Source organism: Acinetobacter sp. NEB 394 (assembly GCF_013374795.1).
Taxonomy (GTDB): Bacteria; Pseudomonadota; Gammaproteobacteria; order Pseudomonadales; family Moraxellaceae; genus Acinetobacter; species Acinetobacter johnsonii.
The window spans coordinates 2,097,882-2,116,338 of the sequence record NZ_CP055277.1 but is presented as its reverse complement, the minus strand read 5'-3'; the positions used below and the strand labels follow the sequence as shown (position 1 = coordinate 2,116,338).

The 18,457-nt window shown below is 37.7% G+C and carries 21 protein-coding genes, 1 tRNA gene, 2 pseudogenes and 1 other annotated feature; of the genes and pseudogenes, 19 read left to right on the top strand and 5 right to left on the bottom strand.

What is annotated here, in order from left to right:
• The first annotated feature begins 42 nt into the window (after positions 1-42).
• From rapA to HUK62_RS10105, 3 genes are all read left to right on the top strand, one after another.
• A complete protein-coding gene (rapA, locus tag HUK62_RS10115; protein WP_176537772.1) occupies positions 43-2,880 on the top strand; it encodes an RNA polymerase-associated protein RapA in 2,838 nt (945 codons plus the stop codon).
• A gap of 160 nt (positions 2,881-3,040) precedes the next feature.
• Positions 3,041-3,307 carry a PAAR domain-containing protein gene (locus HUK62_RS10110; protein ID WP_005399638.1) on the top strand — a complete coding sequence of 89 codons (267 nt, stop codon included), beginning with the start codon at positions 3,041-3,043 and terminating at the stop codon, positions 3,305-3,307.
• A gap of 137 nt (positions 3,308-3,444) precedes the next feature.
• On the top strand, positions 3,445-4,260 hold the full coding sequence (locus HUK62_RS10105; RefSeq protein ID WP_176537771.1) for an alpha/beta hydrolase: 816 nt from the start codon (positions 3,445-3,447) through the stop codon (positions 4,258-4,260).
• Positions 4,261-4,269: 9 nt separating this feature from the next.
• Here HUK62_RS10105 and fabR read toward each other — a convergent pair whose 3' ends face one another.
• On the bottom strand, positions 4,270-4,965 hold the full coding sequence (gene fabR, locus HUK62_RS10100; RefSeq protein WP_228723765.1) for an HTH-type transcriptional repressor FabR: 696 nt from the start codon (positions 4,963-4,965) through the stop codon (positions 4,270-4,272).
• A gap of 140 nt (positions 4,966-5,105) precedes the next feature.
• Here fabR and HUK62_RS10095 point away from each other — a divergent pair, with 140 nt between their 5' ends.
• Both HUK62_RS10095 and HUK62_RS10090 read left to right on the top strand, forming a co-directional pair.
• The gene (locus HUK62_RS10095) at positions 5,106-6,173 is read left to right on the top strand and encodes a ferredoxin reductase (RefSeq protein ID WP_176537770.1); all 1,068 of its coding nucleotides are present in this window, start codon (positions 5,106-5,108) and stop codon (positions 6,171-6,173) included.
• A 14-nt stretch (positions 6,174-6,187) separates the two neighbouring features.
• A complete protein-coding gene (locus tag HUK62_RS10090) occupies positions 6,188-7,282 on the top strand; it encodes an acyl-CoA desaturase (protein ID WP_062034722.1) in 1,095 nt (364 codons plus the stop codon).
• A 36-nt stretch (positions 7,283-7,318) separates the two neighbouring features.
• Here the strand turns inward: HUK62_RS10090 and HUK62_RS10085 are convergent, their stop codons facing one another.
• A complete protein-coding gene (locus HUK62_RS10085; RefSeq protein ID WP_004693524.1) occupies positions 7,319-7,519 on the bottom strand; it encodes a hypothetical protein in 201 nt (66 codons plus the stop codon).
• Positions 7,520-7,749: 230 nt separating this feature from the next.
• On the opposite strand from HUK62_RS10085, the gene HUK62_RS10080 reads away from it, so the two are divergent.
• Together HUK62_RS10080 and HUK62_RS10075 are read left to right on the top strand one after the other, a co-directional pair.
• The gene (locus HUK62_RS10080) at positions 7,750-8,154 is read left to right on the top strand and encodes a transposase family protein (protein WP_004691434.1); all 405 of its coding nucleotides are present in this window, start codon (positions 7,750-7,752) and stop codon (positions 8,152-8,154) included.
• A gap of 37 nt (positions 8,155-8,191) precedes the next feature.
• Positions 8,192-8,584 (top strand): annotated as a pseudogene (locus HUK62_RS10075) (transposase family protein); the annotation flags it as partial.
• Positions 8,585-8,630: 46 nt separating this feature from the next.
• On the opposite strand, the gene HUK62_RS10070 reads toward HUK62_RS10075, so the two are convergent.
• Together HUK62_RS10070 and HUK62_RS10065 are read right to left on the bottom strand one after the other, a co-directional pair.
• The gene (locus HUK62_RS10070; RefSeq protein WP_176537769.1) at positions 8,631-9,287 is read right to left on the bottom strand and encodes an HAD-IB family hydrolase; all 657 of its coding nucleotides are present in this window, start codon (positions 9,285-9,287) and stop codon (positions 8,631-8,633) included.
• Positions 9,254-10,459, bottom strand: coding sequence for a DUF1615 family protein (locus HUK62_RS10065; protein WP_004980175.1), 1,206 nt, complete (start codon positions 10,457-10,459; stop codon positions 9,254-9,256). The genes HUK62_RS10070 and HUK62_RS10065 overlap by 34 nt, the downstream gene beginning before the upstream one ends.
• A gap of 394 nt (positions 10,460-10,853) precedes the next feature.
• Between HUK62_RS10065 and HUK62_RS10060 the strand changes: the two genes are divergently transcribed.
• The 11 genes and pseudogenes from HUK62_RS10060 (at position 10,854) to HUK62_RS10015 (ending at position 16,420) form a co-directional block, all read left to right on the top strand.
• Positions 10,854-11,258, top strand: coding sequence for a transposase family protein (locus tag HUK62_RS10060; RefSeq protein WP_099475598.1), 405 nt, complete (start codon positions 10,854-10,856; stop codon positions 11,256-11,258).
• Between the two features lie 37 nt (positions 11,259-11,295).
• Positions 11,296-11,688: pseudogene (locus HUK62_RS10055) on the top strand (transposase family protein); the annotation flags it as partial.
• A gap of 139 nt (positions 11,689-11,827) precedes the next feature.
• Positions 11,828-12,997 (top strand): type I restriction endonuclease, encoded by a 1,170-nt coding sequence (locus HUK62_RS10050; RefSeq protein ID WP_176537768.1) that lies wholly within the window; start codon positions 11,828-11,830, stop codon positions 12,995-12,997.
• A 270-nt stretch (positions 12,998-13,267) separates the two neighbouring features.
• A complete protein-coding gene (locus tag HUK62_RS10045) occupies positions 13,268-13,483 on the top strand; it encodes a hypothetical protein (protein WP_176537767.1) in 216 nt (71 codons plus the stop codon).
• Between the two features lie 277 nt (positions 13,484-13,760).
• Positions 13,761-13,970 (top strand): cold-shock protein, encoded by a 210-nt coding sequence (locus HUK62_RS10040; RefSeq protein ID WP_004693516.1) that lies wholly within the window; start codon positions 13,761-13,763, stop codon positions 13,968-13,970.
• A gap of 142 nt (positions 13,971-14,112) precedes the next feature.
• Complete coding sequence (locus HUK62_RS10035) at positions 14,113-14,601, top strand: GNAT family N-acetyltransferase (RefSeq protein ID WP_176537766.1); 489 nt, start codon at positions 14,113-14,115, stop codon at positions 14,599-14,601.
• A 236-nt stretch (positions 14,602-14,837) separates the two neighbouring features.
• On the top strand, positions 14,838-15,131 hold the full coding sequence (locus tag HUK62_RS10030; protein ID WP_176537765.1) for a head-tail connector protein: 294 nt from the start codon (positions 14,838-14,840) through the stop codon (positions 15,129-15,131).
• A 252-nt stretch (positions 15,132-15,383) separates the two neighbouring features.
• Entirely contained in the window at positions 15,384-15,653 is a 270-nt protein-coding gene (locus HUK62_RS10025; RefSeq protein ID WP_087014309.1) for a hypothetical protein, read from the top strand.
• A 102-nt stretch (positions 15,654-15,755) separates the two neighbouring features.
• Positions 15,756-15,881 (top strand): hypothetical protein, encoded by a 126-nt coding sequence (locus HUK62_RS19055; RefSeq protein ID WP_017397253.1) that lies wholly within the window; start codon positions 15,756-15,758, stop codon positions 15,879-15,881.
• Between the two features lie 77 nt (positions 15,882-15,958).
• Positions 15,959-16,246: a hypothetical protein gene (locus HUK62_RS10020; protein ID WP_078426816.1), complete on the top strand. Its 288-nt coding sequence runs from the start codon at positions 15,959-15,961 to the stop codon at positions 16,244-16,246.
• A gap of 97 nt (positions 16,247-16,343) precedes the next feature.
• Positions 16,344-16,420, top strand: a tRNA-Met gene (locus tag HUK62_RS10015).
• A 135-nt stretch (positions 16,421-16,555) separates the two neighbouring features.
• Here HUK62_RS10015 and HUK62_RS10010 read toward each other — a convergent pair.
• Positions 16,556-17,775 (bottom strand): IS3 family transposase gene (locus HUK62_RS10010; protein WP_176537764.1). Its coding sequence is split into 2 segments (ribosomal slippage): positions 16,556-17,499 and positions 17,499-17,775, totalling 1,221 coding nucleotides; the frame shifts between segments, so codons are not numbered across the junction.
• Positions 17,384-17,500 (bottom strand) — a sequence feature (AL1L pseudoknot). Its footprint overlaps the gene before it by 117 nt.
• A 400-nt stretch (positions 17,776-18,175) precedes the next feature.
• Here HUK62_RS10010 and HUK62_RS10005 point away from each other — a divergent pair.
• The gene (locus tag HUK62_RS10005; RefSeq protein ID WP_004693506.1) at positions 18,176-18,385 is read left to right on the top strand and encodes a cold-shock protein; all 210 of its coding nucleotides are present in this window, start codon (positions 18,176-18,178) and stop codon (positions 18,383-18,385) included.
• Positions 18,386-18,457: the final 72 nt, after the last annotated feature.

The window sequence follows — 18,457 nt, the reverse complement described above, 5'->3', positions numbered from 1 at the left end:
ATGTTTGAGCATTAAATTTGCAGTCCTAACTTGTAGATAAAGGTGGAAAAATTGCAGCAGTTTGCTATTGGTCAACGTTGGTTATCAGATACTGAAACGGAACTAGGTCTAGGAGTTCTTATTGATGTAGATGAGCGATCTGTCAGCATCTTATTCCCTAAAAGTGATGAAACACGTGTATATGCACGGAATAATGCACCTTTATCACGTATCATTTTTAACGTGAACGATGAATTACAAGATCAAGAAGGCACCAAGTGGACGGTTGAATCACATGAAGACCGTCATGGTGTGGTGCGTTATAACGTTGTTCGTCGCTTAGAAGATGGCACGGAAGAACGTAAATCACTGAATGAGACTCGCATTGGTGCTCAAATTCAGCTGTCTAAACCGCTTGATCGCTTATTGGCCAGTCAAATTGACTATAAAGAATGGTATGACTTACGTATTGAAGCGATGCTGATGCAAGCCAATATGAAGTCGAGCCCTTTACGCGGTATGGTCGGTTCACGTGTCGGTTTGATTCCTCATCAGTTGTATATTGCACACGAAGTGGGTCAACGTTTTGCACCCCGTGTCCTTTTAGCCGATGAAGTTGGTTTAGGGAAAACCATTGAAGCTGGATTGATCATCCATCAACAGCTTAAAACGGGCCGTTCAGAACGCATCCTAATTTTGGTACCCGATTCACTGCAATATCAGTGGATGATTGAAATGCGTCGTCGTTTCAATTTGAACTTCTCATTATTTGATTTAACCCGTACGGCTTCAATCAAAGAACATGACCCTGAACTGAATCCATTCCTGACTGAACAATGCATTATTGCGTCAATCGATTTGATGATTGACCATGATGACTTGCGTGAACAAGCCCTAGAAGCTGGTTTCGATCTGTTGGTGGTCGATGAAGCGCATCACTTGATGTGGAATGAAGAAGACGGTGGCAATGACCGCTATGACTTGATCGAAGAGCTAGCAGAAAAAACACCGGGCGTTTTGTTGTTAACGGCAACTCCTGAACAGCTGGGTGTGGAAAGTCACTTTGCGCGTTTACGTTTACTTGACCCACAGCGTTTTAGTTCGCTGGATCGTTTCTTGGATGAAGAAACCCAGTATCAACAAACTGCAAAAATTGCGGAAATACTGATGTCAGATATGCCACTTGAAGAAGGGCATTTGGCTGCATTGGAAGGTTTGCTAGGGCATCGCATTGAAGATGCACCCGAACAACGTTTCCGTGCCATTCATGAGCTTTTAGACCGTCATGGTACAGGGCGTATTTTGTTCCGTAATACTCGTGAGGCCATTCAAGGCTTTCCAGGTCGTGACTGTCAACCTGCACCTTTACCTGCCCCAGAAAACTGGTCTAAAGACGGTAAATTGCGTGAACAAATGTGGCCAGAAGAAGCGCAGCTTGACGGTGCGTGGATGGAAGCTGATCCACGTGTTATGTGGCTCATGGAAAAACTACGTACAGACTTAAAACACAAAAAAGTGTTGCTTATTGCACGTACTGGTCCCGTGGTTGAAGCACTTGAAAACGTACTCCGTTTACATGCAGGTATTCGTACGGCAATGTTCCATGAAGGCATGAGTTTACTTGAGCGTGACCAAGCGTCGGCTTACTTTGCTGAAGAATCTTATGGTGCACAAATTTTACTGTGCTCTGAAATTGGTTCTGAAGGTCGTAACTTCCAGTTTGCATCAGATTTGATTTTATTTGATTTGCCTGCAAACCCTGATGTACTTGAACAACGTATTGGCCGTTTAGACCGTATTGGTCAAGAAAATCGGATTCAAATTCATGTGCCGTATTTGATTGGTACAGCGCAAGAACGTATGTTCCGTTGGTATAACGAAGCATTAAATATTTTCAGTAATATCTCGCCAACTGCGCAAACTTTACAAGAAAACTTTATTGTTGAATTGAAAGATTGTTTACTGACAGATAAAGGTCAGCAGTTTGATGACTTACTCGAAGCGGTCAGCGTACAACGTGAAGCCTTAGAAGCAGAGTTGCAATCAGGTCGTGACCGTTTGCTTGAATACAACTCATGCCGTCCAATTGTGGCGCAAGAAATCGTGCAAGCGCTTGAAGAATATGATGACAATACCACTTTGCCAATGTTTATGAAGCGCTTTATGGCGTCAACAAATATTGATTTTGACGAGCAAAGCAATGGTACTGTGATCATTAAACCAACCGATCAAATGCAAGTTCAAGGTTTAACCTTGGACGAAGAAGGCATGACTGCGACCTTCTACCGCGATCAAGCTCAGATACGTGAAGATGCTCAGTATTTAACTCTTGAGCATCCATTTACTGAAAGCGTAATGGAAATGATCAACACTCAAGGTTTTGGTAGTACCAACGTTGCAGTGTTGAAGTCAGCTGCTTTACCACAAGGTTCGGTATTGTTGGAAGTGTGGTTTAAGGTCGATGTGGTTGCACCGAAAGCATTGAATTTGCCTTCAAGCTTACCGCAGCAGCTGGTTCGCGTTTTGTTAAGTGAAAAGGGTCAAGACCTGTCGCAGAAAATTGCACCTGAAATTTTAAAACCGTACTTGCATCATTTGGATGGTAATAGCTGTCGCCAAGTCGTGAAAGCACGCCGTGAAGTGATTGAACAGCGTTATGTACAAGGATTGGAGCTTGCGCGTGCGGCCTTACCGAGCTTTGTGCAACAAGCGAAAGAAGTTTACGGTAGCAAGTGGCAATACGAAATTGACCGCCTGACTTACTTAAAGCAGTTTAATCCGAGTATTCGTGAAGATGAAATTTCACGCCTACAAAAATTGCAAAAAGAAGGCCTCGGTTTGCTCGATGGCCTATCGGTTACACCAGAAGCAATTCAAGTGATGGTTGTGGTTAAACCATAATTGGAATTGCTGTATGAAAAGCACCTTTGGGTGCTTTTTTAATGGATCCTTAAAAAAGGGATGTCTAAGTTGTATTTGAAAAGTAATTCATTGAAATTTTAAGCGCTTGCTTATGCTAGAATTTTCGCCATTAAAACTCTAATGTATCGAACAATAAATTATGTCTAAAGCTCTAGTAACAATGGGTTCAAAAACAACACATGGTGGCATCGTCACTGAGTGTGAAAACAGTTTTGTGATCAATGGTATTGCTGTGCATTTAAATGGAATGAAGCACTTTTGTCCAAAGTGTCGAATGGTGGTTTCTGCGATTGCAGCAGATCAGAGTACAACGGTCTTGGGGCGTGCTGTGGTGATTGCCGGAGACAAAACCAACTGTGGCGCTACTTTCTTAGGCAATCAAAATCTAACTGTTTCTGCAAAGTGATCTCAGATCTATCACGGAATATTTTTAAAAAGTGGCCGAAGTGATCAAAGTCCATGACTTAGGATTCATCCTGCGCCATTTCGTTTAGATTAAAAAACGATTATGGTAAAGATGCTATAAAAATAGATTTGAATGACATGAGCAAACCAGCCTTACACTTTACCCATGCAAACGGCATTCCCTCGGGCAGCTATCAAAAATTTTTCCAGTTTTTAAATCAAGATTTTGATGTCAAAGCAATTCCGATGATTGGTCTAGATCCGCGCTATCCCGTGGAATACCGTTGGGAAGCGTTGGTGGATCAAGTTATTTCAGATATTGAACAGCAGTTTCCACGGCAACAAGTGATTGGTTTAGGGCATTCTTTTGGCTCTTTACTCACACTTATGGCGGCCTATAAAAAACCACAGTTGTTTTCGCAAGTGATTATCATGGACCCACCGTTTGTGATCGGTTCAAAAGCCTTTTTATTTGAAGCGTTACAAAAGCTGGGATCGAAGTCCATTGAAAAACTCACCCCAGCAGCAGTAACTGTCAAGCGTCGTGATCATTGGGAAAGTATTGAACAGGCCAGTCAGGCGCTTAGACCGAATCGTATTTTTAAAGACTTTGATGAACAGTGTTTTGTAGATTTTATAGCGTGTGGTTTAAAAAGTGATCCGACTCGAAATGGGGTGACGCTAACCATTCCCAAACATACTGAAGCAGAGATCTTCAGGACAGTGCCTGCATGGTGGTGGCGTACCCCACGCAAAGCACCTAATATGCCAATTCATGTGCTGACTGCCAGAGACAGCCATTTCTATAAGCAAGGTTTACCCCAAGGGATGAAAAAAACCTATGCGATCGACTATAGCGTGCTTGAAGGCGGGCATATGTTTCCGTTGGAACAACCGAAACAGACCGCTGAATTTGTGCACCAGCTCATTAAAGAGCAACAGCGAAACAAATAAGCAGATATTTCAGCGAATCATCGCTTCATCTAGATGACGTGAACCTTCCAAAATCATGCGAATCATGATCATGGTTTGTTCAGCCATTTCTTTACGTTCTACACTTGGCATATCAATCACTTTGGCGCCCATATTGAAAACCAATTGGGTGATTGCCATGGACACCAATTCAGGGTGGAAGAGTTTGCTATTATTTAAACGTTCTAAACGAATTAAATCATCTTTGAGCTCTTGCTGGAAATAATTCAATTGTCTTTCGACCGCATTTTTATAAGATGCTGAACCCGTATATGCTTCACGTAATAGCAGGCTTAAGTTACCGTCATCAGCATCGAGTTGTTCAATAAAAACTTCGACTGAGCTACGAATAATACTTTTTTGGCGAATGGCCTTAATCCGTGCTTCATGCAAAATTTGACGTAGCACAATGCCTGCGCGTTCAATCAACTCGATAGCCAGTTCATCGGTATCTTTAAAATGACGATAAAAACTATTCGGCGCAATGCCTGCTTCACGTGCGACTTCACGCAAGCTTAGAGATGCAATACTTTTTTCAGGACCAATCAAATTTAAAGCAGCTTGGAACAGTTCATCTTTTGTAATCGTTGCTTTTCGACCAACACTACGTGCAAGCACTGGTGCATGTTTTTTTGAAGCTTCATGCTCTGTGTTGGTTGTATGGGTTTGAATGGTGGTCGGTGTCATATTTATCAAGCAATTAAATCAATCGGTTCATTATAGCCCCACTGGTCGGTATTGTGAAACGAAACGAAACAATCAGAGTATATATACAAATATATATACATGTGTATAATAATTCAAAATCTATGGCGTGGTCCTTTACTATGCAGATCCTTGAAAAAACTAAATCTCCTTTAACTGAGTATGCTGAGAGTGTTATAGACCGACACACAGCTAACTTTTGGCTTCAAAAAATCAATCCACTTTGGTCGATACACCAAGCTTTGGGTAAAGTGGTAAAAAAAGAGCAAGTTGCACACGATATGGTGAGCTTGACGCTGCAAACCAACCGTCACTTTCAAATGGGTCAAGCGGGACAGCACCATCCTGTGTATATCGTGGTTCAAGGCGTACGTTATGAACGTACCTATAGTTTGACTCAAATTGATGCGCAACATGTCTTGCTAAATGTGAAAAAAGTAGACCAAGGCAAGGCAAGTCATTGGCTATGTGAGCAGGCTCAAATCGGCGACGTTTTGGAGTTCGGTCAGCCTTATGGCGATATGCAATTGACTGTAAATGATCAACAATTAATTTTACTCGCTGCGGGCAGTGGTATTACCCCCATGCTGAGTTTATTGAAACGTTTAGAGAAGACCGCCAAGCTTAAAAAGCAGTCTGTACATTTGATGTATTGGGTGAAAAAACATACTGATGCTGCGTTCAAAGCATACTTTGAGCAGCTGGCAGCACAATACTCAAACTTCACATTCAGCATGTTTTATACCCAAGAGTTAGATGAAGGTGAGCGTTTAAACCAAAACCATATGTCTGGATTGGATCAGATTGAAAATGCAACGGTACATGCATGTGGCCCTTCAGGTTTTGTGGCTACGGTTGAGCAGCTTTTCGCTCATGCTAACACCTTAAAAACTGAAGCGTTTAGCATGAGTCCATTTGCAAATGATGATGTTGGTTTTGTGAATATTACCTTAACAAAGTCGAAAAAGATTTTAACCATTCCCAAAGGTCAATCTATTCTTGCAAGTTTGGAACAGCAAAATGTGAAGCCTCAACATGGCTGCCGTATGGGAATCTGTAACAAATGTGCCTGCAACAAAGTGGAAGGTTCAACCAAAAACTTGGTCAATGGTGCACAAAATTCTGAGCCTGGAAATTTTCTAAAAATTTGTGTCAATACGGCACAAACCGATCTTATTGTTGATTTATAAGGGGAATAAATACAATGAATATGCCTGTTAAAGTTGAATATTTTAAAAACCCGAAGAATCGTGAGTTAACGACATTCGAGTTAGATGAGCTTGCAAGTGAGCTAGATGCCATTAAGCAAGAAGTACTGGATGATATTGGTGAGAAAGATGCGCAATATATTCGTCGTGTCTATGCAGCGGTGCGTTATGCGTCTATCGCAGGTCGTGCATGTTTGTTTGCAGGTTGGTTCCCACCTGCATGGGTGCTGGGCACGGGTTTGCTGAGTTTTGCCAAAATCATGGAAAACATGGAATTAGGTCATAACGTGATGCACGGTCAATATGACTGGATGAACGACCCTAAGTTTAATGGCCAAAACTATGAGTGGGACATCGTAGGTACAGCAGACAATTGGCGTCAGACTCATAACTATAAGCATCATACTTATACTAATATTAAAGGGATGGATGATGACATTGGATATGGTCTGCTTCGATTATTCCCTGAACAACGTTGGAAACCGGGCTTTTTATTACAACCGATTTATAGCATTCCATTTTGTTTGTTGTTCCAATGGGGCGTTGCGATCCAAAATTTGGAGTTAGGCAAATACTTCAAGGGGCGTAAAAGCAAAGCGCAGACTTTAGCTGAATGGAAACCTATGCAGCGCAAAATTGGTAAACAATTGTTTAAAGATTATGTGTTTTTCCCACTTATTGCAGGACCTGCGGCGTTGCCTGTGTTCACAGGTAATTTGGTTGCAAATGGTATCCGTAATATGTGGACATTTAGTGTGATTTTCTGTGGTCACTTCACCAAAGATGTGGAAGTTTTCCCGAAAAAAGTACTGGAAAATGAAAGCCGTGGTCACTGGTACATGCGCCAAATTCGTGGTTCGTCGAATTTAACTGGTTCAGAAGCATTCCATATTTTGACAGGACACTTAAGTCATCAAATTGAGCATCACTTATATCCAGATGTACCTGCGCGTCGTTACCGTAAAATGGCACCGAAAGTACAAGCAGTGTGTGAAAAGTATGGCATTAACTATAACAATGCCAGCTTAGTAAAACAGTATGGTAGCGTCATCAAACGTATTGTGAAATATGCATTTCCCTTTAAAAAGTAAGTAAAAAAGCCACTTCATTTGAAGTGGCTTTTTTTGTTATTTACTAAATTGACGTAAGGTCTTTACTAGGTGATGGTAATCACCTTGTTTGGCGATATTGAGCACATGTTCAATTTCGTGTTTTAACCATTTTTGTTTTGAAGCATTAAAAGCGAACTGCGCCAATAATACAAAGGGGCTTTCACCAAATTTGATTGAAAGACCTTTGACATACTTGGGTGGAGATAACTGTTCCATACTGATGCCTTTTTATAATTTAAGTGGAATGGTTCTCAAAATATTTTTATTAGGCAAAATTTATCATAAAATATTTTTTGGTAAATAAAACACACTGAATTTTAATAATAAATATTTTTAAAAATTTAATATGGCTAATTATTAGACTTCCGTCATAAATCAAAAAACGTACAATTTATTTGATCTTAAATTAATCAGCAAAATTATTTAATTCAAGAGATAATCCTTGGATGAAATTCAAAGATATTCAAAAATTATCAGACGTTAAGTTTCGTAGGCTTACCGGTGTTAGTTGGGCTACATTTAACCTCATGTTGGCCGAGCTAAATAAGCAGTTACCTCGTCATATTGGTAAAGGACGACCGCATAAATTACCGTTGGAAGATCGTTTGCTCTTATGTATAGAATATTGGAGAGAATATCGAACATTTTTCCATCTTGGTATGAGTTACGGTGTATCTGAAACGAGTGCAATTCGTATCACACGTGTTATTGAAGATACCTTAATCCGTTCTGGAAAATTTAACTTGTCAAAACAACTTCCTAATCGAGATGAAGTGGATTGGGAAGTTGTTGTGATTGATGCAACTGAAATATTAGTTCAACGTCCAAAAAAAACAGAAGAAATGGTATAGCGGTAAAAAAAAGCGACATACCTTTAAATTTCAGCTATCTATGCACTATACAACAGGTGAAATACTGAGTGTATGTGGAAGTCATGGAAGCATGCATGATTTTAAAATATTTAAAAAAAGTATGAGGAAATTAAAATTTAAGCCCTTTTTTATCGTTGATAAGGGGTATTTAGGGATAAAGAAATTGGGTTTTGGATGCCTCATGCCATCTAAAGCAAAGAAAACTGAAAAATTAGATTCTGAATTAAAAAAGTTAAATAGAGAGATTGGTCGTAGACGAATTCAAGTAGAGCATGTATTTGGAAGGATGAAATGTTTTAAGATTTTATCTTGTGTATATAGAAATCGTCGTAAAAGATTAAACCTGCGGTTTAATTTACTTGCTGGCATATACAATTTAGATTGGGTGAAAGATAAACAATTAAATTGATTGAAAAATGATTTATGAAGGAAGTCTATTAATCTATTCTTAATAATTAGCTTATTTGGCGATGATTTGATGTTTCTGACAAGTCGGGAAGACTTAGATCTGTCCCTACCAAATAGCTAAAATCAGCCAAAGACAGCATTTGTTTATCTTCAATACTGTTTCCATAAGCATAAACGGCATGGTAACTGTCTAGCTCATATTTTTCTTGGATACGTTGAGCTTTGTACTCACAACTACAGTCCGCAGTCAGATAACGCCCTGTATAGCGTTGCTGGTCTTGTTCAACTTGGGTACAGATCAGATCGATTGAGAGGATTTCACACACATATTTTAAATAGATATCAATCGAGGCAGAGACCAAAACGACATCATCACCTAAACTTTGGTGTTGCTTTAGTTGGCTATAGAGTGCTGGGTTGAGTCCTTTGATTAAAAGTTCTGCATAGCGTTTTGCATAAGCGTCAATTTCGCTCACTTCAGCTTGCTTAAACATCGCATGGAAGAGTTTAGAGCGCATATGATGGGCAGGATAAAAACCTAAATAATAACTTTGAATATAAGGCAGGACTTTGAAGCCTTGTAGGGCAATATGTCGTTTTGAATGTACGTAGAAGATGAACCCCGTAAAACTGTCTTTGTCATACAAGGTGCCATCAAAGTCAAATAAGGCTAGATTTTTATGCGCTTTGCACGTTGCATGCATGTTTGATAACGTCCATTGACACGAGTGGCAAACCAATTGGTATTGTAGTCACGGCTGAGCTTTGGACCAGAAATGACGACTTCTGGCATCATGGCATAGAAAGGTTCTTTTTTAGTGACTTCTTGATAAAGCTTAGCCACAGCGCGATAGGTTGCTGTATCTTCAAATTTCTTCTCTTTCTCTTTTTTCAGGTCAGAGCGAATTTGACGTGGAGTAACCAAAATATTGTGCTGAGCAAAAACGCTGATGAGTTCACGTTCTGATTGACTCTTTGCAGATTTAGGCGAGCCATCTTTGCCATAAAGTAGCAGGTCGCCGTCTAAATCCAGTTCTGCTTCGGTTAAGTCATTTAACATACTTTGGAAGGCGGCATTTCGACTTGAGTACATGCCCGAGTTATAGTCAGCAAAACGGTAAAGCGGTTTGTCATAGTCAGCAGGGTACATCATCAGTCGGTGAATGCCGTAGTACAGACCACCATATTGACTATAAAGGTCGGTACGTAAGTCAGCCATGCTGCCACCTTCACGTTTATTGTCTTTGGCATAACCGATATGCACTTGCATTGAACCCAACGTGGTAATCGGGTTCATTTTTTCGCCTACGTCCTGACCGACAAGTTTGGCTGCACCTGTGAGTGCACTGACGTGATAGTGCTTTGACATATAGTCAAAAATTTCACGGTACAGTTCATCCAGTTCACGCTCTGTTTTAACGCGGCGCATTTGACTTAAATAGTTATCTTCAGGACTTGGCTGCTCTTTTAAAACCTGTTGGAAGTAACCTGCGATGGTGCCACCAATAGCATCGCCGAGCTTATCTTTAAATTTTTCATCTAAGCGATCTTGGACTTCTTTAACCGCTTTTTCACCCAAACCATAAACTTGTGGATCTGCAACAAAGTTAGACTCTTGATCAACCACGGCAATGATCGAACACATATTCTCTTTATTTTGAGGAATACCAAACTGCTCTGAAATATCGTAAATATCTTCAGCCCATGAACGGCGGTCATTTACGCGTCCGGGAATGATGCGTGCGATTTGTTCAGCATTGAGCTTAGGCTCATCATCTGTCCACCATGAACGATCACCGCAAGCAGTTAAGCCTATAGATATGGCCAAGACACTCAGTGTTTTTAAACCAGAAGAAAGAAACAGCTTTTTATTCATAAACAGAGAACACATGATAAAAGGTGAGCCGAAACAGCAGGTGCAGTATACTATGTCGGTCGAAAAAGTGATGAATTTATATGTATATTGGTCGGTATCAACTGTCAAATCATTTGATTGTTGTTCTGATGGTATGTGGGTTCGATTATTAAGAATAATGAATATTATTCAGCCTGTTATCTGTTTTATTATGACGGCTGGCGCAAAATTAGTGTAATAGATTGAGGAGAACTGAACTTATGATTCTTCCATTTTTTGAACTTCTTTTTTTAATAAATCAAACAGAAAATAGTCCAACGAATAGAATAGACTTCCGTCATAAATCAAAAAACGTACAATTTATTTGATCTTAAATTAATCAGCAAAATTATTTAATTCAAGAGATAATCCTTGGATGAAATTCAAAGATATTCAAAAATTATCAGACGTTAAGTTTCGTAGGCTTACCGGTGTTAGTTGGGCTACATTTAACCTCATGTTGGCCGAGCTAAATAAGCATTTACCTCGTCATATTGGTAAAGGACGACCGCATAAATTACCGTTGGAAGATCGTTTGCTCTTATGTATAGAATATTGGAGAGAATATCGAACATTTTTCCATCTTGGTATGAGTTACGGTGTATCTGAAACGAGTGCAATTCGTATCACACGTGTTATTGAAGATACCTTAATCCGTTCTGGAAAATTTAACTTGTCAAAACAACTTCCTAATCGAGATGAAGTGGATTGGGAAGTTGTTGTGATTGATGCAACTGAAATATTAGTTCAACGTCCAAAAAAAACAGAAGAAATGGTATAGCGGTAAAAAAAAGCGACATACCTTTAAATTTCAGCTATCTATGCACTATACAACAGGTGAAATACTGAGTGTATGTGGAAGTCATGGAAGCATGCATGATTTTAAAATATTTAAAAAAAGTATGAGGAAATTAAAATTTAAGCCCTTTTTTATCGTTGATAAGGGGTATTTAGGGATAAAGAAATTGGGTTTTGGATGCCTCATGCCATCTAAAGCAAAGAAAACTGAAAAATTAGATTCTGAATTAAAAAAGTTAAATAGAGAGATTGGTCGTAGACGAATTCAAGTAGAGCATGTATTTGGAAGGATGAAATGTTTTAAGATTTTATCTTGTGTATATAGAAATCGTCGTAAAAGATTAAACCTGCGGTTTAATTTACTTGCTGGCATATACAATTTAGATTGGGTGAAAGATAAACAATTAAATTGATTGAAAAATGATTTATGAAGGAAGTCTAATGTAATGACATTCTAAAAACAAATTTAAATTAATATTTGAAAAATAAAGTAAAAGGGTTAAGATCTAAAATTAGATCAAAAAATGTACTTGTAATAATAATGAGGGGAATATGGAAAATTTTATTAATAGACTAAGAAGCCATATTGAGCATGTGAAAAAAGTAGGGGGCCACTGTACTACAGAAGAAACAACTAAACAGGCTTTAATCCTTCCTTTATTAGATATTTTAGGTTTTAGCCCTTATGACCCGACCAAGGTGCTTGCAGAATTTGCAGCTGATTTTCCAGGTGTGAAATCTACAGAAAGAGTTGATTATGCTCTTTACTGTAATGGGCAACCTGTAATGTTTATTGAAGCAAAACCTTATGTTGCTAATTTAACGAATCATGCTCCGCAGCTATCTAGATATTTTAATAGTAGTTTAGGGGTGACGATTGGCGCGATCACAAATGGTAAAGAATGGAGATTTTTTACTGATTTAATTAATCCAAATGTGATGGATGATAAGCCATTTTTAACAGTTGATTTTACGAAGAATAAAGCCGAGGATTTGACACAGCTAGCTGAGTTTAAACATGATAATTTTCATGTAGAAAAGCTGCGCTTTTTTGCTGAAGAAAATCAATATATCCAGCAGTTTAAAACTGTAATAAAAAGAAGTATTAATGAAGTTGATATTGATTTTGTTCGCTATGTGGCTCAACAAGCAAGTATTCCTCGTCAATTAAACACTAAATTTTTAGAGTCAATTCAGCCTTTTGTAAAACAAGCTGTTGAGCAGTCAATTAGTGATACCGTTGTTAAAGGACTATCTTCACCTACAATTATTACTGCCCAGCCAGTTGAACAAAAAGTAGAGGAGACTATTGAGATTGTGTCCGAAAGCTCAACGCTAGTTGACATTGTTAATTCTGAAAATGAAAGAATTGTGACTACTGTTGATGAACAGGAATTAAGTCGTATTGTGACAGAGCTTTTTCCTGAGGTTGAGTTGGTTGCTAAAGACACAGAAAGCTATTTTAGCGTGCTGTTTCAGAATAAAAATAATCGCTGGTTATTTAGATATGATGTAAATCGTAAGAGACCAACCATTCAGTTTGCAGTAGCAATTGATGACTATCGAAAAAAAGAGTTAGAGCGGGCAGGATTGGAAGTGCAAAATAACGGTCAAGTTTTTTTAGATAAACCTGAACACATATATAGAGCCGTAGGCATTTTAAAAGATTGCTTGGATTACTGTAGTAATGATGACAACTTTAAAAGAGCATCTAATTCCTAATAGAAAAAGCCACTTTATAAGTGGCTTTTTCATAGCACAGTAAAACTTCATACTTGAGAGATAGGATAGATCTTATTTTGTCATTACAAGTCATTCTTGGGCGTGACCGTCGTGCAAAGATATCAAAATGATGTTTCTAATTTTCGATGAACTATGAATAAGAGTTATGGAGTACAGCCAAAGGCTCGATAACAAGCCTCAAAAGCTTATCAAAGAGTAGGCTTTTTTATTTGTGCTATAGTTTAATTGTTACTTAGCAGGCAGAACAATATGAATATCTGTATTGGTGGTGACTTGGATGGTCAAGTAGTGATTTTAAATAAAATGCGATTTAATGCAAAAGAGATAGATCAAAATAAATCATCGAGCTATATCAAGCAAAAGTACGTTAAGGGCGATCAAGTCTTTAATTTTAGGCGACATGCAGAAATGAAAATATGGGATGTTACTCATCAAGTTGAGTTGATTTTAGGAAAGAAAAACTAGCTAGAAGCGGGTAAATAAGCTTTATTCGCCTTTAGTGAAGATTTTCTTATCAATATGGATAAAAATGCATTTTATGTGGAGTTGGTGGGAGCAATAAAATAATATGTTAAGGTCTATCTATTGCACGCTAAAAAGCTTATAGTGATAGTGTATTAGAATTATTTATTTTATTGTATTTACTAAAGTTATTTCGCAATTGATTCAACTCTGCGGTTTATCCGATGTATATGATTTAAAAGATTAATTCTTATATTTTTCAAAATTTAAGAGAATATTTATGTCAAACATTACAACTGGTACCGTTAAGTGGTTTAATGAAACTAAAGGCTTTGGTTTTATTTCTAGCGATACTGGAGAAGACGTTTTTGCACACTTTAGCGAAATCCAATCAAATGGTTTCAAAGTGTTGAATGAAGGTCAACGTGTTCAGTTTACGATTGTAGCTGGCAAAAAAGGCCCTCAAGCAAGCTCTATCACAGTAATCTAAGAATATTGTGAATTAAAAAACCCGCTTCAGTTAGCGGGTTTTTTAATGGCAGCTTATTTACTATTCGTTGTTAAGATCCTGTAATTCCGCTGCCTTTAGGGATTGATAGAATCTTCAGTTAAACAGATAGGGATATGAGTTCATGGAAAAATTGGTTAGAAAAGCACATCAAAATGATTTAACAGACATCGCAGAAATTCATCACAAATCATTTATACGTCAAGCAGATTCTAAGCAATGGATAGCATCAACACTTGCGGCCTATCCTCGGTTTTTTTGTCACGTGATCGTGTCTGATAAAACGGTTGGCTATATTTTTTGGGCTCAAAAGTCTGGCTTTCGAGAGGAAGTGATACTGGAACTAGATCAAATAGCGATCCATCCAGATTTTCAAGGTTTGGGATTAAGCAAAAAACTAATTATAGAGTCGCTTAAGGACGTTGAGAATGAATTATTGCAAAGAAATCAGAAGATAAAAAGCGTACTGGTGACGACAGGAGTGAATAACTTCGCAAGAAAAATTTATGAAGATTTATTAAGTGCTCAAGAAGTTGCAATTATCTCTGATTTATATAGTGCACCTGAAGTTTATTTAAAAGCAGATCGAAAAGATTTAGTTTTTTTAGCCTGAATGGCTAATTTAAAAATCATATCAACAAATTCAATTTTTTTGTAAGAAATGTTGTAAGTGATTCATTAAGAATAGCAGAAAAATCCCTAGATAAAGGGATTTCAATGGGGATGTAATTGAGATGAAAATGGGACTGAGGGTGACATAGTGATATTCGTTATGACACGTTAAAAAGACTCTAGGAACGAGTTTAGTGATGAGAACTTTTAAGCTAACTCGGAAAAATGGAGTGATCTATGAGTATTGTTGACTTACATGAAGTGAAGCGTCACTTACACTATGCCGATGATAGCAATGATGTTTCATTAAAAAGCTTTATTGTTGCTGCTGACGCTATAATTAAAAACTACATTACAGATAATTTTGGATCGGAATACCCATCTGCCATTAAACAAGCTGCTTTATTATTAATTGAGTACTGGGAAAAGCACAGAAAAGATGAGGGAGAGGTTTCTGTGAATGGGAACTACCTGCCGATACCTGTACTCTCTTTGTTAAACCTATATCGCAAGCCTACTGTTGATAGATGATGTAGATAATAATACGTATCAATGTTTACCTTTAAGGATGCTATATTTAAAATTAATATAATTGAGAATCATTTGTATTAATTGGTTTTGTACGTTAGAATCAATTTCAAGAATACAATAAAATTTAACAATGATGTTTCATTAACCCAGCTCTATTGATTCTCCAGAGGCTGGGTTTTTTATCTGCTTTAACAAAAAATAAAATTAGGTTAAATTATACCGATTGTTAAAAAAATATGAGAATAAAAGATCATGAACAAAAAATTTGAATTACATGTACTCAGCCAAATCTATGATTTTCTAATTGAAAGAGAAGGATTTACTGCTCTAAATCTTCATTTTAAAGTTATGGAATTCTTTAGGGAGTTACATGTAGGGGATAAGAGGGATTTTGTTGTTTTGGCACCGAATAAAATTTCAGGTAATTTCGGTGAGGTTACTCATATTCATTTATTAAATATTCCACATTTCCATGAAAAGGAAAAATTCATTCATTGGGCACATAAAGCTCTAAATCGCTAAGCACCTCATCTGTAAGGAGAGAATCATGTTGTTTCATAAATTAAACATTGAAATCTTTAGATTTTGATAAGTTATATTTTTAAATCGTGCTAGGCAAAAATGATGAAAATATTTGCAATAGTAAGTTTAGTTTTAATGCTGGGATTAACGGCATGCCAAAAAAGAGATACAGATACGAAAGAGCAGGATAAAACTACAACGCCACATTCCATGGATAAAGATCAGTAAGAAAATGCTCGCCAAATGGTGGGCTTTTTCAAGAGTTAAAATGGTATAGTAGTGCTGTCATTTAAGTACTTTTTTCTATGTCTGAAACCTATAAATACATTTACACCCAAATTAGTACATTTGGATCATTACCTACACATAAAGTTCTTATAAGTAGTGTGGGAAGGAAGACAAAATTAGTTTTCGCTGATAATACTTTTGTTTATAGTACTGTTTCTGATTGGGCTTTAAGTCATTCGGGTCTTGATTCTAGGAAATCAATATGGTCTGAAGAGCCTAAGTCATTTTTAGACAGTGAAAAAACAAGATTAAGCGTCTATAGAGCCTCACATCCTGCTTTTATCACTGAAGCAAGCATTGGTTAAACACTAGTATTTTGTATGCTGCTTATGTAATAACTGCTTATATTACAAATAAAGTTTGCTTTGCAGGTGTTAAGGGCGTATAAAGCTAACTCGTTGATGCGGGATGGAGCAGTCTGGTAGCTCGTCGGGCTCATAACCCGAAGGTCGTTGGTTCAAATCCAGCTCCCGCTACCAACGAAAAAGATTCAAAGTTTATAGCCTAGTCTTCACAGATTAGGCTTTTTTTATGGCTGGTTAATTTTATACATAGCGGTTTCTAAGAACGTGCTTTTGAACCGTACCGGGTTTGTCGGAGACTTTTTATTTAAGTTAGGCCACCTGACCTAACTGGTTAATCTTATCATAGTACATTGCTTCAAACTCAAAAGGCGATACATAACCCAGTGCACTGTGTACACGCTTTTTATTGAACCAATCTACCCAGTTTAGTGTCGCAAGTTGTACATCTGCTAAACCTTGCCAATCTGCTTTTAAATATTCAATCACCTCTGTTTTGTATAAGCCATTCACCGTTTCAGCCAGTGCATTATCGTATGAGTCACCCGTTGTACCGACTGAAGCTCGTAAATTTGCTGCTTCTAAACGATTGGTATAGCGAATGGAAAGATATTGAACACCTCTATCGGAATGATGAATCACATTCTTTGGCATGCCTCGATCGTGCAATGCTTGCTCAAGTGCATCGAGTACCATATCTGTATTCATCCGTGTAGATACTTTCCATCCAACAATTGCTCGTGAGAACACATCAATAATAAAGGCGGTATAGACCCAGCCTGAATGAGTTTGAATATACGTAAAGTCACCCACCCATAGTTGGTTTGGATGATCAGCATTAAAATTACGTTTCACTAAATCATCTGCCCGTTTTTGGTCATCTCGGCTACGGGTGGTTTTTTTGTTCTTACCACGCCAAACACCTTGTATACCTAGCTTTTGCATTAATCGAGCAACAGTACAGCGCGCAATAATATAGCCTTCACGTTTCAGTTTTTGCCAGACTTTACGTACACCATACCGACCTGAACTTTCCTTCCAAATTCGTTTAATTTGTTCTGCATGATGTAAATCATGCTGAGCACGTTTCGCTCGATGTTCTGGATTGTCAGCGAGATCTAAAGTCCGGTAATAGGTTGAAGCTGCAATCGGTAAAATTCTACAAATCGCTTCAACACCATATCGATCTTTATTGTTATGGATAAAATCCACCATTATTTGTGTGGGCGGTCGAGCTCCGCCTGGGCGAAAAAAGCGGCTGCTTTACGTAGAATTTCATTGGCACGCTTTAATTCTTTAATTTCACGTTCCATTTGCCTCATTTTTTGTTGATCAGATATCTGTTGTACTTTAATAGGATTTTGCTGATCTAAATGCTTTTGATGCCAGGCACGAAGTGTTTCAGGAGTACAACCAATCTTAGGCGCAATTGCTGTGATTGCAGCCCAAGTAGAAGGATAATCTTTTTCAGATTCAATCAATAATTGAACCGCTCTTTCTCTGATTTCAGGGGTATATTTTAATTTTGTCATCGGGGTAGTCTCTCAGAATATTGACTCTCCGACAAACCCGGTACGGTTCATTTCATCTCTAGCCTCAATTTTTTGGTCTAAGCTATTCTAAGGCTCAGCACATGATTAGGGCTTTTTTAGATGCGACGACTTCTATTTTTAAGGACGATTGAATTTTTTGCAGGGAACACCTAATATAATTAAAATTTATGATAGCTATAAATAACTTGAATATTTATTTTTTTCATGTATACTTGGCCTAACTAGAAAAAAGTAATGTTTAGTAAATCTTCTTTAAGTATCGCAGTTTTAGTCATAATCCTCCGTTGTTTCAGATCTTAAGCTCCACTTTTATTATTTTCAAAGTTACATCTAGTCATTTATTTTTGACTAAAATTATTAAAATTCAGCAGGATATATTATGTCTACTACAGTTACCGGTACAGTTAAATGGTTTAATGAAACTAAAGGCTTTGGTTTCATTCAACAAGAATCTGGTCCAGATGTTTTTGCTCACTTTCGCGAAATCGCTAGTTCAGGCTTCAAAACATTGCATGAAGGTCAACAAGTGTCATTTAGCATAGAGCAAGGTCAAAAAGGCCCAAATGCTGTAAATATTGTTGCTTTATAAGAAGCATTAAATATAAAAAAGCACTGAACAGTGCTTTTTTAATGACTAAAAATTATTAATTAAATATTTATT

Excerpts from the sequence above, each read along its gene's own strand:
- HUK62_RS10045 (WP_176537767.1), top strand. The coding sequence starts at position 13,268 with ATGAATATCTGTATTGGTGGTGACTTGGATGGTCAAGTAGTGATTTTA.
- HUK62_RS10020 (WP_078426816.1), top strand. The coding sequence starts at position 15,959 with ATGTCTGAAACCTATAAATACATTTACACCCAAATTAGTACATTTGGA.
- HUK62_RS10035 (WP_176537766.1), top strand. The coding sequence starts at position 14,113 with ATGGAAAAATTGGTTAGAAAAGCACATCAAAATGATTTAACAGACATC.
- HUK62_RS19055 (WP_017397253.1), top strand. The coding sequence starts at position 15,756 with ATGAAAATATTTGCAATAGTAAGTTTAGTTTTAATGCTGGGATTAACG.
- HUK62_RS10025 (WP_087014309.1), top strand. The coding sequence starts at position 15,384 with ATGAACAAAAAATTTGAATTACATGTACTCAGCCAAATCTATGATTTT.
- fabR (WP_228723765.1), bottom strand. The coding sequence starts at position 4,965 with ATGACACCGACCACCATTCAAACCCATACAACCAACACAGAGCATGAA.
- HUK62_RS10080 (WP_004691434.1), top strand. The coding sequence starts at position 7,750 with ATGAAATTCAAAGATATTCAAAAATTATCAGACGTTAAGTTTCGTAGG.
- HUK62_RS10110 (WP_005399638.1), top strand. The coding sequence starts at position 3,041 with ATGTCTAAAGCTCTAGTAACAATGGGTTCAAAAACAACACATGGTGGC.
- HUK62_RS10085 (WP_004693524.1), bottom strand. The coding sequence starts at position 7,519 with ATGGAACAGTTATCTCCACCCAAGTATGTCAAAGGTCTTTCAATCAAA.
- HUK62_RS10090 (WP_062034722.1), top strand. The coding sequence starts at position 6,188 with ATGAATATGCCTGTTAAAGTTGAATATTTTAAAAACCCGAAGAATCGT.
- HUK62_RS10060 (WP_099475598.1), top strand. The coding sequence starts at position 10,854 with ATGAAATTCAAAGATATTCAAAAATTATCAGACGTTAAGTTTCGTAGG.
- HUK62_RS10005 (WP_004693506.1), top strand. The coding sequence starts at position 18,176 with ATGTCTACTACAGTTACCGGTACAGTTAAATGGTTTAATGAAACTAAA.
- HUK62_RS10030 (WP_176537765.1), top strand. The coding sequence starts at position 14,838 with ATGAGTATTGTTGACTTACATGAAGTGAAGCGTCACTTACACTATGCC.
- HUK62_RS10095 (WP_176537770.1), top strand. The coding sequence starts at position 5,106 with ATGCAGATCCTTGAAAAAACTAAATCTCCTTTAACTGAGTATGCTGAG.
- HUK62_RS10050 (WP_176537768.1), top strand. The coding sequence starts at position 11,828 with ATGGAAAATTTTATTAATAGACTAAGAAGCCATATTGAGCATGTGAAA.
- HUK62_RS10070 (WP_176537769.1), bottom strand. The coding sequence starts at position 9,287 with ATGCATGCAACGTGCAAAGCGCATAAAAATCTAGCCTTATTTGACTTT.
- HUK62_RS10040 (WP_004693516.1), top strand. The coding sequence starts at position 13,761 with ATGTCAAACATTACAACTGGTACCGTTAAGTGGTTTAATGAAACTAAA.
- HUK62_RS10105 (WP_176537771.1), top strand. The coding sequence starts at position 3,445 with ATGAGCAAACCAGCCTTACACTTTACCCATGCAAACGGCATTCCCTCG.
- HUK62_RS10065 (WP_004980175.1), bottom strand. The coding sequence starts at position 10,459 with ATGAATAAAAAGCTGTTTCTTTCTTCTGGTTTAAAAACACTGAGTGTC.